We start from the raw sequence: 15663 nt of genomic DNA on the forward strand, positions 1-15663 counted from the left end.
TTCCTATAGTGTGCGCAAGTGGCGGAAAGTGGCACAAAGTGGGTTTTTTGAACGTAAAACGCTAAAATTTGGAGAAACGCATCTGTGTTTCGCGGAGCTAACGCAATCAGTCTCGATGCAAAAGGCCGTCTCGCTATGCCGAGCCGGTATCGTGACGAGCTGATTTCGCGAAGTTCCGGGCAATTAATCATCACGATCGATGCCGTAGATCCTTGTTTGTGTGTTTACCCGCTCGATGAGTGGGAGTTGATCGAAACCAAGCTGCGTGCCTTGCCTTCATTGCGTGAAGAAAACCGCCGTCTGCAGCGTTTGCTGATTGGTAATGCCGTCGACCTCGAACTCGATGGCAGTGGTCGTTTCCTGGTGCCCCCGCGTTTGCGCGAATACGCCAGGCTCGACAAGCGCGCAATGCTGGTTGGCCAACTGAACAAGTTCCAATTGTGGGACGAAGATGCCTGGGATGCTGTTTCCGCAGCTGACCTGGCGGCTATTCAACAACCGGGCGCCATGCCCGACGAACTGCGTGATCTGATCCTGTGACTATTGATAGCGGCTTTAACCACATCACCGTACTGCTTGACGAAGCCGTTGAGGCTCTCGCCGTACGCGCGGATGGCTGCTATCTGGACGGCACGTTCGGCAGGGGCGGGCATAGCCGCCTGATACTCAGCCAGCTCGGGTCCGACGGTAAACTCCTCGGGTTCGACAAAGACCCTCAAGCGATTGCCACCGGGCAAGCGCTAGCGGCCGAAGACGGCCGCTTTGTCGTTGTGCAGCGCAGCTTTGCCGAGCTGGGTGCCGAAGTGGCCGAGCGCGGCATGGCAGGCAAGGTGGCCGGGGTTTTGCTCGACCTGGGCGTGTCTTCGCCGCAGCTCGACGACCCGGAGCGCGGCTTCAGTTTCATGAACGACGGCCCACTCGACATGCGCATGGACCCTACCCGTGGCGTCAGCGCCGCGCAGTTCATCGCCACCGCCCCGGTGGAAGAAATCGCCCGCGTGTTCAAGGAGTACGGTGAAGAGCGCTTCGCCGGCCGCATGGCACGTGCCGTGGTCGAACGCCGGGAGATCCAGCCGTTCGAGCGCACCGCAGATCTTGCCGAAGTGCTGAAAGTCGCCAACCCTGCCTGGGAAAAAGGCAAGAACCCGGCGACCCGTGCGTTCCAGGGCCTGCGCATTCACGTCAACAACGAATTGGGCGACCTGGAAGCCGGCCTCGAAGCCGCCCTGGACGCCCTGGAAGTGGGCGGTCGCCTGGTGGTGATCAGCTTCCACTCGCTGGAAGACCGCATCGTCAAACTGTTCATGCGCCGCCTCGTCAAGGGCGAGTCCGACAACCTGCCGCGCAACCTGCCGGTGCGGTTCGAGGCCTTCGTGCCGAAAATCAAGATCCATGGCAAAGCGCAGTTCGCCTCCGAAGCCGAACTCAAGGCCAACCCACGTTCCCGTAGCGCCGTCATGCGCGTCGCGGAGAAGTTGCGGTGAGCAAGCTTTTCGCCAAGCCCCTGCCGGGCGGCAGCTTCTTTATGTTGCTGCTGTTTGTCGGCGTGCTGGTTTCCGCCATTGCGGTGTCTTACAGCGCCCACTACAACCGTCAATTGCTCAATACCCTGTACGGGGAATTGAGCGTGCGTGATAAAGCGCAGGCTGAATGGGGCCGGTTGATTCTGGAGCAAAGCACCTGGACGGCCCACAGCCGTATCGAAGTGCTGGCCACCGAACAGCTGAAAATGCACATTCCCGGCGCGGCTGACGTTCGCATGGTGGCGCCATGATGAAGCTCGAGGGCGCACTCTACCCATGGCGTTTCCGCCTGATGCTCGGCCTGCTGGCCTTGATGGTGGGCGCTATCGCCTGGCGAATCATCGATCTTCAAGTGGTCGACCGTGACTTCCTGATTGGCCAGGGTGATGCGCGCAGCCTGCGACATATCCCGATTCCAGCGCACCGCGGCCTGATCACCGACCGTAACGGCGAGCCGCTGGCCGTGAGTACGCCGGTGACCACCCTGTGGGCCAACGCCAAGGAATTGCAGGTGGCCAAGGACAAGTGGCCGCAACTGGCCGCTGCCCTGGGTCAGGACCCAAAAGCCCTGGCTGAGCGGCTTGAAGCCCAGGCCAACAAGGAATTCATCTACCTGGTGCGCGGCCTCACGCCCGAGCAGGGTCAGCAGGTACTCGACCTCAAAGTCCCCGGTGTCTATGGCATCGAGGAATTTCGTCGTTTCTACCCGGCCGGTGAAACCACTGCGCACATGGTCGGCTTTACCGACATCGACGACCACGGTCGCGAAGGTGTCGAGTTGGCTTACGACGAATGGCTGGCGGGCGTGCCCGGCAAGCGCCAGGTCATCAAGGATCGTCGCGGGCGTCTGATCAAGGACGTCCAGGTCACCAAGAACGCCAAGGCCGGCAAGCCTCTGGCGTTGTCGATCGACCTGCGCCTGCAATACCTGGCCAACCGCGAGCTACGTAACGCGATCATCGAAAACGGCGCCAAGGCCGGCAGCCTGGTGATCATGGACGTGAAGACCGGCGAGATCCTCGCCATGGTCAACCAGCCCACCTACAACCCCAACAACCGTCGCAACCTGCAACCGGCGATGATGCGCAACCGCGCAATGATCGACGTGTTCGAACCGGGTTCGACCATGAAAGCCATCTCCATGAGTGCCGCTCTGGAGACCGGACGCTGGAAGCCCAGCGACAAGGTCGAGGTGTACCCCGGCACCTTGCAGTTGGGCAAATACACCATTCGCGACGTATCTCGCACCGAAGGCCCGGTGCTGGACCTGACCGGTATCCTGATCAACTCCAGTAACGTCGGCATGAGCAAGGTCGCCTTTGATATCGGCGGCGAAACCATTTATCACCTGGCGCAGAAGATCGGCCTGGGTCAACCCACCGGCCTCGACTTCCCCGGTGAGCGCGTGGGGAACCTGCCGAACTACCGCGACTGGAAAAAAGCCGAGACCGCCACGCTGTCCTATGGCTATGGCCTGTCGGTGACCGCGATCCAGCTGGCACACGCTTTCTCTGTATTGGCAAACAACGGCCGCATGGTTCCGTTGAGCCTGATTCACGTTGACGAGGCACCGAAAGCCACCCAGGTAATTCCGGAGAAAGTGGCCAAGACCATGCAGGGCATGCTGCAACAGGTGATCGAAGCGCCGCGCGGTGTATTCCGCGCCCAGGTGCCGGCGTATCACGTGGCCGGCAAGTCCGGTACCGCGCGTAAAACGTCGGTGGGCACCAAGGGCTATGCCGAGAACTCCTACCGCTCGCTGTTCGCCGGCTTCGGTCCGATGAGTGACCCACGCTACGCGATCGTCGTCGTGATCGATGAACCGAGCAAGGCTGGCTACTTCGGTGGCCTGGTCTCGGCGCCGGTGTTCAGCAAAGTCATGTCCGGCACCCTGCGCCTGATGAACATCACCCCGGACAACCTGCCGCCGACCCAGCAAGCCAACGCCGCACCTCCGGCCGCTGCTGTCAAAGCCAATGGAGGGCGCGGCTGATGTCTCTTAGCCTGAACAAGATTTTTGCTCACGCCGGCCGCGATCTGCTGATTCGCGAGCTGACCCTGGACAGCCGTAATGTGCGAGCCGGTGACCTGTTCCTGGCCGTGCCGGGTGGCAAGTTCGATGGCCGTGAACATATTGCCGATGCCTTGCAGCGCGGTGCGGCAGCCGTGGCCTATGAAGTGGAAGGCGCCACCGTGCTGCCGATCACCGATGTGCCGCTGATTCCGGTCAAGGGCCTGGCCAGGCAGCTGTCGGATATCGCTGGGCGCTTTTACGGTGAGCCGAGCCGCCATCTCAACCTCGTCGGCGTGACGGGCACCAACGGCAAGACCAGCGTGACCCAACTGGTCGCCCAGGCCCTTGACCTGCTGGGCCAGAACTGCGGCATCGTCGGCACCCTGGGTACCGGCTTTTACGGCGCTCTGCAAAGCGGCCTGCACACCACGCCGAACCCGATCGCCGTGCAGGCGACCCTGGCCGACCTGAAAAAGGCCGGGGCCGGAGCCGTCGCCATGGAAGTGTCGTCCCACGGCCTTGACCAGGGACGCGTCACCGCGCTGGCCTTCGATGTGGCTGTGATGACCAATCTGTCTCGCGACCACCTCGACTACCACGGCACCATGGAGGCGTACGGTGCCGCCAAGGCCAGGCTGTTTGCCTGGAACGACCTCAAGTGCCGCGTGATCAACCTGGACGACGACTTCGGCCGGCAACTGGCTGCGCAGCACAGCGAAGCGCGTCTGATCACCTACAGCCTGGAAGATTCGAGCGCCTACCTTTATTGCCGTCAGGCCCAATTCAACGACGAAGGCGTGCGCGCCACGCTGGTGACGCCGCAAGGCGAGCACCACCTGCGCAGCACCTTGCTCGGCCGTTTCAACCTGAGCAACGTGCTCGCCGCTGTCGGCGCCTTGCTCGGCCTGGATTACGCCCTCGACGAAATTCTCAAAGTGCTGCCAATGCTCGAAGGCCCTGCCGGACGTATGCAGCGCCTGGGCGGCGGCGCGCAGCCGCTGGTGGTGGTCGATTACGCCCACACCCCAGACGCGCTGGAAAAAGTCCTGTCGGCGCTGCGCCCGCATGCCAAGGGCAAGCTGCTGTGCCTGTTCGGCTGCGGCGGTGACCGTGATCGTGGCAAGCGTCCGCTGATGGCCGGCATCGTCGAGCGCCTGGCCGACGGCGTGCTGGTGACCGATGACAACCCGCGCAGCGAAGATCCCGCGCGGATTTTCGACGACATTCGCCAAGGCTTCAAAGACACCGCGAACGTGACTTTCGTCGCCGGGCGCGGCGCCGCCATTGCCCAACTGATCGCCAGTGCCAGCGCGGACGACGTGGTGGTACTGGCGGGCAAAGGTCATGAGGACTATCAGGAAATCAACGGCGAACGCCATGCCTTCTCCGATCTGGTCGAGGCCGATCGTGCCCTGACTGCCTGGGAGGCCGCCCATGCTTAAAGCCATGACGTTCAACGAACTGGCCCAGGCCCTGTCGGCGCGCATGCTGTCCGGCGATTGCCGATTCGACGGTGTCAGTATCGACAGCCGCAACATTACGCCTGGGCAATTGTTCGTGGCGTTGACCGGCCCGCGTTTCGACGGCCATGACTACCTGAACGACGTGGCCGCCAAGGGCGCCGCAGGTGCCCTGGTTGAGCGCGAAGTGGCGGGCGCTGCCCTGCCGCAACTGCTGGTCGCCGACACTCGTCTGGCCCTGGGCCAGTTGGGTGCGCTGAACCGTTGCGCATTCGATAAACCCGTGGCAGCCATCACTGGCTCCAGCGGCAAGACCACGGTCAAGGAGTTGCTCGCCGGCGTGCTGCGTACTCGCGGCCCGGTGCTCGCCACCCGTGGCAACCTCAACAATGATTTCGGTGCACCGCTGACCCTGCTCGAACTGGCCCCGGAACATACCGCTGCCGTGATCGAGCTGGGCGCCTCGCGCGTCGGCGAAATCGCCTATACCGTGGCGCTGACCAAGCCCCACGTTGCCGTAATCAACAACGCAGGCACCGCCCACGTGGGCGAATTCGGCGGCCCGGAAAAGATCGTCGAGGCCAAGGGTGAAATCCTTGAAGGCCTGGACGCTTCGGGCACGGCCGTGTTGAACCTCGACGACAAGGCTTTCGAGACCTGGCGCATCCGCGCCGACGGTCGCAAGGTGCTGACGTTCGCGGTGCTCAATGCCGCGGCGGATTTTCATGCCTCCCACATCGCCGTCGACGCCCGTGGCTGCCCGTCCTTCACCCTGCACACGCCACAAGGCAGCGCGCCTGTGCAACTGAATCTGCTGGGTAACCATAACGTCGCCAACGCCCTGGCCGCCGCCGCCGCCGCCCATGCCCTGGGCGTCTCGCTGGCCGGTATCGCCAGCGGCCTGGGCGCGGTGCAGCCGGTCAAGGGCCGCACGGTCGCGCAACTGGCCGGTAACGGCATGCGCGTGATCGATGACACCTACAACGCCAACCCGTCCTCCATCAATGCCGCTGTCGACCTGCTCAAAGGTTTTGCCGGGCGCAAGGTGCTGGTGCTGGGCGATATCGGCGAGCTGGGCGACTGGGCCGAGCAGGGCCATCGCGAAGTCGGCGCGTATGCCGCCGGCAAAGTCGACGCCCTCTACGCCGTCGGCCCGAACATGGCCCATGCGGTCTCGGCCTTTGGCAACGGTGCGCAGCATTTCGCCACCCAGGGCGAGCTGATCCAGGCCCTGACGGCGGCTGAACAAGATCCACAGACAACCCTTTTGATCAAGGGGTCGCGCAGCGCGGTGATGGAAAACGTCGTCGCAGCCTTGTGCGGTTCCAGTACGGAGAAACATTAATGCTGCTGCTGCTGGCTGAGTATCTGCAACAGTTTCACAAAGGCTTCGCGGTCTTTCAGTACCTGACCCTGCGCGGGATTCTCGGTGTGCTGACCGCGTTGTGCTTGTCGCTGTTTCTGGGTCCGTGGATGATCCGCACCCTGCAGAACCTGCAAATTGGTCAATCGGTGCGCAATGACGGCCCGCAGTCGCACCTGTCCAAATCCGGCACGCCAACCATGGGCGGCGCGTTGATCCTGTCGTCCATCGGCATCAGCACGTTGCTCTGGGCTGACCTGCACAACCGCTACGTGTGGGTGGTGCTGCTGGTGACCCTGTTGTTCGGTGCCATCGGCTGGGTCGATGACTACCGCAAAGTGATCGAGAAAAATTCCAAGGGCCTGCCGAGCCGCTGGAAGTACTTCTGGCAGTCGGTATTCGGCCTGGCCGCGGCGATCTTCCTGTACACCACCGCGCCAAGCGCTGTGGAAACCACGCTGATTATCCCGATGCTCAAGGACGCCAGCATTCCACTGGGCATTGGCTTCGTGGTGCTGACCTATTTCGTGATCGTCGGCTCCAGCAACGCGGTCAACCTGACCGACGGCCTCGACGGCCTGGCGATCATGCCGACGGTGATGGTGGGTGGCGCGCTCGGGATCTTCTGCTACTTGTCGGGTAACGTGAAATTCGCTGAATACCTGCTGATTCCCTACGTACCGGGCGCGGGTGAGCTGATTGTGTTCTGCGGCGCCCTTATCGGTGCGGGCCTGGGGTTCCTCTGGTTCAACACCTACCCGGCGCAGGTCTTCATGGGCGATGTCGGCGCACTGGCGCTGGGCGCCGCACTGGGCACCATCGCCGTGATCGTGCGCCAGGAAATCGTGCTGTTCATCATGGGCGGTGTGTTCGTGATGGAAACCCTGTCGGTGGTCATCCAAGTGGCGTCCTTCAAGCTGACCGGGCGCCGCGTGTTTCGCATGGCGCCGATTCACCACCACTTTGAACTCAAGGGCTGGCCCGAGCCACGCGTGATCGTCCGTTTCTGGATCATCACCGTGATTCTGGTCCTGGTCGGCCTTGCCACGCTGAAACTGAGGTAGAACGAGTGTCCCTGATCGCTTCAGACCACTTCCGCATCGTTGTCGGCCTCGGCAAGAGCGGCATGTCCCTGGTTCGCTTCCTGGCGAACCGGGGCACGTCGTTTGCCGTGGCCGACACGCGGGAAAATCCACCGGAGCTGGTCACGCTGCGCCGTGACTACCCGCAGGTGGAAGTGCGTTGTGGCGAGCTGGACGTCGAGTTCCTGTGCCGCGCCGATGAGCTCTACGTGAGCCCCGGCCTGGCCCTGGCGACTCCCGCCCTGCAAGCAGCGGCGGCACGTGGTGTGAAGCTGTCCGGCGATATCGACTTGTTTGCGCGCAATGCCAAGGCACCCATCGTGGCCATCAGCGGTTCCAACGCCAAAAGCACCGTGACTACCCTCGTGGGCGAAATGGCGGCTGCGGCCGGCAAGCGCGTGGCGGTCGGCGGCAACCTTGGCGTACCGGCGCTGGACCTGCTCAGCGACGACGTCGAGCTTTACGTGATGGAGTTGTCGAGCTTCCAGCTGGAAACCACCCACGACCTCGGCGCCGAAGTCGCCACCGTATTGAACGTGAGTGAAGACCACATGGATCGCTACAGCGGCCTGCCGGCTTATCACTTGGCCAAGCACCGGATCTTCCGCGGTGCGCGGCAGGTGGTGGTCAACCGCCAGGATGCCCTGAGCCGTCCGTTGATGGGCGAAGGCCTGCCGTGCTGGACCTTCGGCCTGGGCAAACCCGACTTCAAGGGCTTCGGCATTCGTGAAGAGAACGGCGAGAAATACCTGGCCTTCGAATTCGAACACCTGATGCCGGTGCGCGAGCTGAAAATCCGTGGCGCCCATAACCAGTCCAATGCCCTCGCGGCCCTGGCGCTGGGGCATGCCGTGGGCCTGCCGTTCGACGCCATGCTGGCGAGCCTGCGCACCTTCGGCGGTCTCGAGCATCGCTGCCAATGGGTTCGCGACCTTGACGGCGTGAGCTATTACAACGATTCCAAGGCCACCAACGTCGGCGCTGCATTGGCAGCCATCGAAGGCCTGGGCGCCGATATTGACGGCAAGCTGGTGCTGATCGCCGGTGGCGACGGCAAGGGTGCCGACTTCAAGGACCTCAAGGCGCCAGTCGCCGCCCATTGCCGCGCCGTGGTGTTGATGGGCCGTGACTCGGACCTGATCGCCGCCGCCCTCGGTAACGACGTGGTGCAAGTACGTGCCGCTTCCCTCGACGACGCGATTGCCCAGTGCAAGGCCCTGGCCCAATCGGGCGATGCGGTGCTGCTGTCGCCAGCGTGCGCCAGTTTCGACATGTTCAAGAACTATGAAGAGCGCGGCCAGTTGTTCGCTCGCGCCGTGGAGGCTTTGGCATGAGCCTCAACCTGAGAAACATCATCAAGCCATATCCGTCGCCGATCATCACCGGGCGCGGCATTGACCTTGATTTCCCGATGCTCGCCGGCTGCCTCGCGCTGCTGGGCCTGGGCCTGGTGATGATCACCTCGGCATCGTCCGAAGTGGCCGCCGTGCAGTCGGGCAACACCCTCTACATGATGATCCGTCACCTGGTGTACCTGGTGATCGGCCTCGGCGCGTGCATCGTCACCATGATGATTCCCATCGCCACCTGGCAACGCCTGGGCTGGCTGATGCTGATCGGTGCATTTGGCCTGCTGATCATGGTGATCCTGCCCGGCATCGGCCGCGAGGTGAACGGCTCGATGCGCTGGATCGGCTTCGGCGCGTTCAACGTGCAGCCGTCGGAAATCGCCAAGGTGTTCGTGGTCATCTACCTCGCCGGTTATCTGGTGCGTCGTCAGAAAGAAGTGCGCGAGAGCTGGATGGGCTTTTTCAAACCGTTCATCGTGCTGCTGCCGATGGCCGGCCTGTTGCTGATGGAGCCTGACTTCGGCGCCACCGTGGTGATGATGGGCGCGGCGGCGGCGATGCTGTTTCTCGGCGGCGTCGGTCTGTTCCGCTTTACCTTGATGGTGGTGCTGGCGGTGGCCGCGGTCACCGTGCTGGTGCAGGCGCAACCCTACCGGATGGCGCGTCTGATTACCTTTACCGATCCCTGGTCCGATCAATTCGGCTCCGGCTACCAGTTGACCCAGGCGCTGATCGCCTTCGGTCGCGGCGAGTGGCTGGGCGTGGGCCTGGGCAACAGCGTGCAGAAACAGTTCTACCTGCCGGAAGCCCACACCGACTTCGTGTTCTCGGTGCTTGCCGAAGAACTCGGCGTGGTCGGCTCGTTGTGCACCGTCGCGCTGTTCGTGTTCGTGTGTGTGCGCGGCATGTACATCGGCTTGTGGGCCGAGAAGGCCAAACAATATTTCGCCGCTTATGTGGCGTACGGTCTGTCGTTCCTGTGGATCGGCCAGTTCCTGATCAACATCGGCGTGAACGTCGGCCTGCTGCCGACCAAGGGCCTGACCTTGCCGTTCCTCAGTTACGGCGGCAGTTCGTTGGTGATTTGCTGTGCGTGCCTGGGCTTGTTGCTGCGCATCGAGTGGGAAAGTCGAACCCACCTGGGCAGCGAAGAGATGGAGTTCAGCGAAAGCGACTTCGCCGAGGAGCCGACCCATGGGCGCTAATGTGCTGATCATGGCGGGCGGCACCGGGGGCCATGTGTTCCCGGCCCTGGCGTGTGCGCGTGAATTCCAGAACCGTGGCTACAGCGTGCACTGGCTGGGTACACCGCGCGGCATCGAAAACGAGCTGGTGCCGAACGCCGGTTTGCCGCTGCATCTGATCAACGTCACCGGCCTGCGCGGCAAGAGCAAATTGTCCCTGCTCAAGGCACCGTTGGTGTTGCTCAAGGCAGTGTGGCAGGCGCGCAAGGTTATCCGTCAATTACAGCCGGTGTGCGTGCTCGGCTTTGGCGGCTATGTGACCGGTCCTGGCGGTGTGGCGGCAAAACTCGCCGGCGTGCCGGTGATCGTGCACGAACAGAATGCCGTCGCCGGCACCGCCAACCGCTTGCTGGTGCCGTTGGCCGCGCGGGTGTGTGAAGCCTTCCCGAATACGTTTGCCGCCTCGGACAAGCGCCGCACCACCGGCAACCCGGTGCGCACCGAGCTGTTTATGGACATCGCGCGCCAGGCCTTGGCCGGGCGCAAGGCGCACCTGCTGATCCTGGGCGGAAGCCTGGGCGCAGAGCCGTTGAACAAATTGCTGCCGGAAGCGGTGGCGCAACTCCCTGAGGAATTGCGCCCGGAGATCTTCCACCAGGCCGGCAAGAACCACGATGAAGTCACCGCCACGCGTTACCGCGAAGCCGGTGTGGACGCCAATGTGCAGCCCTTCATCAAAGACATGGCCCAAGCCTATGGCTGGGCCGACCTGGTGGTCTGCCGCGCTGGCGCGCTGACTGTCAGTGAACTGGCCGCCGCCGGTCTGCCGTCCTTGCTGGTGCCTTTGCCCCATGCCATCGACGATCACCAGACTCGCAACGCCGAATATTTGGCCGGGGAGGGCGCTGCCTTCCTGCTGCCGCAAAGAACGACTGGCGCCGCCGATTTGGCCGCACGCCTGACCGAGGTTTTGATGCAACCGGAACGACTGAACAGCATGGCGAGCACCGCAAGCCGCCTGGCCAAACCTGACGCCACTCGCACCGTGGTCGATATCTGCCTGGAGGTGGCCCGTGGTTGAGAATCAGAAAGCCATGCCACAACCCGAAATGCGCCGCATCCGTCGCATCCACTTCGTCGGCATCGGCGGCGTAGGCATGTGCGGTATTGCCGAAGTGCTGCTGAACCTGGGCTATCAGGTGTCCGGCTCGGACTTGAAAGAGTCGCCGGTGACCGACCGCCTGAAAACCTTCGGTGCACAGATCTTTATCGGCCACCGTGCCGAGAACGCTTCCGAGGCTGACGTGCTGGTGGTGTCCAGCGCCGTGAACACCTCCAATCCGGAAGTGGCCACCGCCCTTGAGCGTCGCATTCCGGTGGTGCCGCGCGCCGAAATGCTCGCCGAGCTGATGCGCTACCGTCACGGCATCGCCGTGGCCGGCACCCATGGCAAAACCACCACCACCAGCCTGATCGCCTCGGTGTTCGCCGCCGGTGGCCTGGACCCGACCTTCGTCATCGGTGGCCGCCTGAATGCAGCCGGCACCAATGCCCAGCTCGGCACCAGTCGCTACCTGATCGCCGAAGCCGATGAAAGCGATGCGAGCTTCCTGCACCTGCAACCTATGGTCGCCGTGGTCACCAACATCGACGAAGACCACATGGCCACCTACGACGGTGACTTCAACAAGTTGAAGAAGACCTTCGTCGAGTTCCTGCACAACCTGCCGTTCTACGGGTTGGCGGTGCTGTGCCTGGACGATCCGGTGGTTCGTGAAATCCTGCCGCAGGTCAAGCGTCCGACCGTGACCTACGGCTTCAGCGAAGACGCCGACGTGCGGGCGATCAACGTGCGCCAGGAAGGCATGCAGACCTACTTCACCGTGCTGCGTCCCGACCGCGAGCCGCTGGATGTCTCGGTCAACATGCCGGGCAACCACAACGTGCTCAATTCCCTGGCAACCATCTGCATCGCCTCCGATGAAGGCGTCAGCGATGAAGCCATCGTCGAAGGCCTGTCACGCTTTGCCGGCGTGGGGCGTCGCTTCCAGGTCTACGGCCAACTGCCGGTGGACGGCGGCGACGTGATGCTGGTGGACGACTACGGTCACCACCCCACCGAAGTGGCCGCCGTGATCAAGGCCGTGCGCGGTGGTTGGCCGGAGCGTCGCCTGGTGATGGTCTACCAGCCGCATCGCTACAGCCGCACCCGCGATCTGTACGACGATTTCGTCAATGTCTTGGCCGATGCCAACGTGCTGTTGTTGATGGAAGTCTATCCAGCCGGTGAAGAGCCGATTCCGGGTGCCGACAGCCGCAAGCTGTGCAACAGCATCCGCCAGCGTGGGCAGTTGGACCCGATCTACATCGAGCGTGGCGTGGACCTGGCACCGATCGTAAAGCCGCTGCTGCGTGCCGGCGACATCCTGCTGTGCCAGGGCGCCGGTGACATCGGTGGCCTTGCACCCAAGTTGCTCGCCAGCCCGCTGTTTGCCGCGCAGAAGGGGGTGTCGAAATGATCACCGACTACGCGTCTCTGTTCTCCACCATCACGCCTGCCGACTTCGGCCGCGTGGCTGTGTTGTTCGGCGGCAAGAGCGCCGAGCGCGAAGTGTCGCTCAAGTCCGGCAACGCGGTGCTTCAAGCGCTGCAGAGCGCCGGTGTGAATGCTTTTGGTATCGACGTCGGCGATGATTTTCTCGCGCGTCTGCAGGCCGAAAAAATCGACCGTGCCTTCATCATCCTGCACGGCCGTGGCGGTGAAGACGGCAGCATGCAAGGCCTGTTGGAATGCGCTGGCATTCCTTACACCGGCAGCGGGATCCTTGCGTCCGCACTGGCCATGGACAAGCTGCGCACCAAGCAGGTGTGGCACAGCCTGGGTATTCCAACGCCCCGTCACAGTGTGCTGCGCAGCGAAGACGATTGTATTTCGGCGGCCAAGGAACTGGGCCTGCCTTTGATCGTCAAACCAGCCCATGAAGGCTCCAGTATCGGCATGGCCAAAGTGAACTCGGCCGCCGAATTGATCGACGCATGGAAAGCGGCCAGTACCTACGATTCGCAAGTGATGGTTGAACAGTGGATCCAGGGTCCCGAGTACACCATCGCCACCCTGCGTGGCCAGGTATTGCCGCCCATCGCATTGGGCACGCCCCACACCTTTTACGACTACGACGCCAAGTACGTGGCTTCCGATACTCAGTACCGGATCCCTTGCGGCCTTGACGCAGACAAAGAACAGCTATTGATGGACCTCACGGCCAAGGCCTGCGAGGCGCTGGGTATCGCCGGTTGGGCGCGGGCAGACGTGATGCAGGATGACCAGGGCAACTTCTGGTTCCTGGAAGTCAACACGGCGCCGGGCATGACCGACCACAGCCTGGTCCCCATGGCGGCCCGTGCCGCCGGTCTGGATTTTCAGCAGTTGGTGCTGGCGATTCTTGCCGAAAGTATTGAGCCAAGAGGCTAAGACATGAAAGGCGCATCGCTTCGTCATCAGCCCTCCCAAGCACCGAGCCGCAAGCCGGTGCCACGGGGTGCCAGCCGCATGGTGGCTAAAGAGCCGATGTCGGCGCGCCTGCCGAAAGCCAATTTTGGTTTCCTCAAGGCGCTGTTCTGGCCGGTGCTGCTGGTGGTGTTGGGCTTTGGCACTTATGAAGGTGCGCAGCGGCTGTTGCCGTATGCCGACCGGCCGATCACCAAAATCAGTGTGCAGGGTGACTTGAGCTACATCAGCCAGCAGGCGGTACAGCAGCGCATCGGCCCGTACCTGGCGGCGAGCTTTTTCACCATCGACCTGGCCGGGATGCGCTCGGAGCTGGAACAGATGCCGTGGATCGCTCACGCCGAGGTGCGCCGTGTATGGCCGGACCAGGTGACTATCCGTCTGGAAGAGCAACTGCCGGTAGCGCGTTGGGGTAACGAGGCGCTGTTGAACAACCAGGGCCAGGCGTTCACCCCGCGTGAGCTGGCCAACTATGAGCACCTGCCGCAGCTGTTCGGGCCGCAGCGGGCGCAGCAGCAAGTGATGCAGCAGTACCAGGCCTTGAGCCAGATGCTGCGGCCGCTGGGCTTCTCCATTGCACGCCTGGAACTGCGTGAGCGGGGCAGCTGGTTTTTGACGACCGGGGCAGGCAGTTCCGGCCCGGGTATCGAGTTGTTGCTGGGACGCGACCGCTTGGTGGAGAAGATGCGCCGTTTCATTGCCATCTACGACAAGACCTTGAAAGAACAGATTACGAACATTGCGAGCGTCGACCTGCGTTACGCCAACGGCCTGGCCGTCGGCTGGCGTGAACCGGCTGCGCCGACGACAGACAAACCCGCTGTCGCGAAGAATTAAGAAGAGGCAGGACCCATGGCAAACGTGCAAAGCGGCAAAATGATCGTCGGTCTCGATATCGGCACCTCCAAGGTGGTGGCGCTGGTCGGCGAGGTCGGGGAAGACGGCGTGATCGAGATCGTCGGTATTGGCACGCATCCGTCCCGGGGCCTGAAGAAGGGCGTGGTGGTGAACATCGAGTCCACTGTGCAGTCGATCCAGCGCGCCATCGAAGAAGCGCAGCTGATGGCCGGTTGCCGAATTCACTCGGCGTTCGTCGGCGTGGCCGGCAACCATATCCGCAGCCTGAACTCCCACGGCATCGTGGCGATCCGCGACCGTGAAGTCAGCTCGGCGGACCTTGAGCGCGTACTCGACGCCGCCCAGGCCGTGGCAATTCCGGCGGACCAGCGCGTGCTGCACACCCTGCCGCAGGACTACGTGATCGATAACCAGGAAGGCGTGCGTGAGCCTCTGGGCATGTCGGGCGTGCGTCTGGAAGCCAAGGTTCACGTGGTGACCTGCGCCGTCAACGCTGCACAGAACATTGAAAAATGCGTGCGCCGCTGCGGCCTGGAAATCGATGACATCATTCTGGAGCAACTGGCGTCGGCGTATTCGGTACTCACCGACGACGAGAAAGAACTGGGCGTGTGCCTGGTCGATATCGGCGGCGGCACTACAGACATTGCGATCTTCACCGAGGGTGCGATTCGTCACACCGCTGTGATCCCGATTGCGGGCGATCAGGTCACCAACGACATCGCCATGGCGCTGCGCACACCGACCCAGTACGCCGAAGAAATCAAGATTCGCTACGCCTGTGCCCTGGCCAAGCTGGCCGGTGCCGGCGAGACCATCAAGGTGCCGAGCGTGGGCGACCGTCCACCGCGCGAATTGTCGCGCCAGGCCTTGGCCGAAGTGGTCGAGCCGCGCTACGACGAGCTGTTCACCCTGATCCAGGCTGAACTGCGTCGCAGCGGCTACGAAGATCTGATCCCGGCCGGCATCGTGCTGACCGGTGGCACCTCGAAGATGGAAGGCGCGGTCGAACTGGCCGAGGAAATCTTCCACATGCCAGTGCGCCTGGGCTTGCCCCATGGCGTCAAAGGCCTCGGCGATGTCGTGCGCAACCCGATTTATTCCACCGGTGTGGGCTTGCTGTTGTATGGGCTGCAAAAGCAGACCGACGGCATCTCCATGTCGGGCCCGAGTATTCGCGACAGCTACCGCAGCGACGACGAAGCGAAAGCGCCGTTGTTCGAGCGGCTGCAGGCGTGGGTCAAAGGCAATTTCTAAAGACTTACCGTGACACCGCAACACCCGTAACAAGCAGTAGGCGAAAAAACTAGAGAAAATGAAAG

14 protein-coding genes are annotated in these 15663 nt (G+C 62.7%); all 14 read left to right on the top strand.

Annotated features, from left to right (window positions below):
* Positions 1–84: 84 nt before the first annotated feature.
* The 14 genes from mraZ to ftsA are packed head-to-tail and all read left to right on the top strand — an operon-like array spanning position 85 to position 15598.
* A complete protein-coding gene (mraZ, locus tag TU75_RS04965) occupies positions 85–540 on the top strand; it encodes a division/cell wall cluster transcriptional repressor MraZ (RefSeq protein ID WP_004371993.1) in 456 nt (151 codons plus the stop codon).
* Positions 537–1484: a 16S rRNA (cytosine(1402)-N(4))-methyltransferase RsmH gene (gene rsmH / locus TU75_RS04970; RefSeq protein ID WP_004371992.1), complete on the top strand. Its 948-nt coding sequence runs from the start codon at positions 537–539 to the stop codon at positions 1482–1484. Before mraZ ends, rsmH begins: the two co-directional genes overlap by 4 nt.
* Complete coding sequence (gene ftsL, locus TU75_RS04975; protein WP_004371991.1) at positions 1481–1774, top strand: cell division protein FtsL; 294 nt, start codon at positions 1481–1483, stop codon at positions 1772–1774. Before rsmH ends, ftsL begins: the two co-directional genes overlap by 4 nt.
* Positions 1774–3516 carry a peptidoglycan D,D-transpeptidase FtsI family protein gene (locus tag TU75_RS04980; RefSeq protein ID WP_163000907.1) on the top strand — a complete coding sequence of 581 codons (1743 nt, stop codon included), beginning with the start codon at positions 1774–1776 and terminating at the stop codon, positions 3514–3516. Before ftsL ends, TU75_RS04980 begins: the two co-directional genes overlap by 1 nt.
* On the top strand, positions 3516–4979 hold the full coding sequence (locus TU75_RS04985) for a UDP-N-acetylmuramoyl-L-alanyl-D-glutamate--2,6-diaminopimelate ligase (RefSeq protein ID WP_060548338.1): 1464 nt from the start codon (positions 3516–3518) through the stop codon (positions 4977–4979). Before TU75_RS04980 ends, TU75_RS04985 begins: the two co-directional genes overlap by 1 nt.
* Positions 4972–6342 (top strand): UDP-N-acetylmuramoyl-tripeptide--D-alanyl-D-alanine ligase, encoded by a 1371-nt coding sequence (locus tag TU75_RS04990; RefSeq protein ID WP_060548339.1) that lies wholly within the window; start codon positions 4972–4974, stop codon positions 6340–6342. Before TU75_RS04985 ends, TU75_RS04990 begins: the two co-directional genes overlap by 8 nt.
* Entirely contained in the window at positions 6342–7424 is a 1083-nt protein-coding gene (gene mraY, locus TU75_RS04995; protein ID WP_004371987.1) for a phospho-N-acetylmuramoyl-pentapeptide-transferase, read from the top strand. Before TU75_RS04990 ends, mraY begins: the two co-directional genes overlap by 1 nt.
* 5 nt (positions 7425–7429) lie before the next feature.
* Positions 7430–8776, top strand: coding sequence for a UDP-N-acetylmuramoyl-L-alanine--D-glutamate ligase (murD, locus tag TU75_RS05000; protein WP_060548340.1), 1347 nt, complete (start codon positions 7430–7432; stop codon positions 8774–8776).
* The gene (gene ftsW, locus TU75_RS05005) at positions 8773–9996 is read left to right on the top strand and encodes a putative lipid II flippase FtsW (protein ID WP_004371985.1); all 1224 of its coding nucleotides are present in this window, start codon (positions 8773–8775) and stop codon (positions 9994–9996) included. The genes murD and ftsW overlap by 4 nt, the downstream gene beginning before the upstream one ends.
* A complete protein-coding gene (murG, locus tag TU75_RS05010) occupies positions 9986–11056 on the top strand; it encodes an undecaprenyldiphospho-muramoylpentapeptide beta-N-acetylglucosaminyltransferase (protein ID WP_004371984.1) in 1071 nt (356 codons plus the stop codon). Before ftsW ends, murG begins: the two co-directional genes overlap by 11 nt.
* A 13-nt stretch (positions 11057–11069) precedes the next feature.
* Entirely contained in the window at positions 11070–12494 is a 1425-nt protein-coding gene (gene murC / locus TU75_RS05015) for a UDP-N-acetylmuramate--L-alanine ligase (RefSeq protein ID WP_162276126.1), read from the top strand.
* Positions 12491–13447, top strand: coding sequence for a D-alanine--D-alanine ligase (locus tag TU75_RS05020; protein ID WP_004371982.1), 957 nt, complete (start codon positions 12491–12493; stop codon positions 13445–13447). The genes murC and TU75_RS05020 overlap by 4 nt, the downstream gene beginning before the upstream one ends.
* A 3-nt stretch (positions 13448–13450) precedes the next feature.
* Complete coding sequence (locus TU75_RS05025) at positions 13451–14320, top strand: cell division protein FtsQ/DivIB (protein ID WP_004371981.1); 870 nt, start codon at positions 13451–13453, stop codon at positions 14318–14320.
* Positions 14321–14335: 15 nt separating this feature from the next.
* Positions 14336–15598 carry a cell division protein FtsA gene (ftsA, locus tag TU75_RS05030; protein ID WP_004371980.1) on the top strand — a complete coding sequence of 421 codons (1263 nt, stop codon included), beginning with the start codon at positions 14336–14338 and terminating at the stop codon, positions 15596–15598.
* Positions 15599–15663 lie beyond the last annotated feature (65 nt).

This window comes from Pseudomonas poae (genome assembly GCF_001439785.1).
In the GTDB taxonomy this organism is placed as follows: Bacteria; Pseudomonadota; Gammaproteobacteria; order Pseudomonadales; family Pseudomonadaceae; genus Aquipseudomonas; species Aquipseudomonas poae.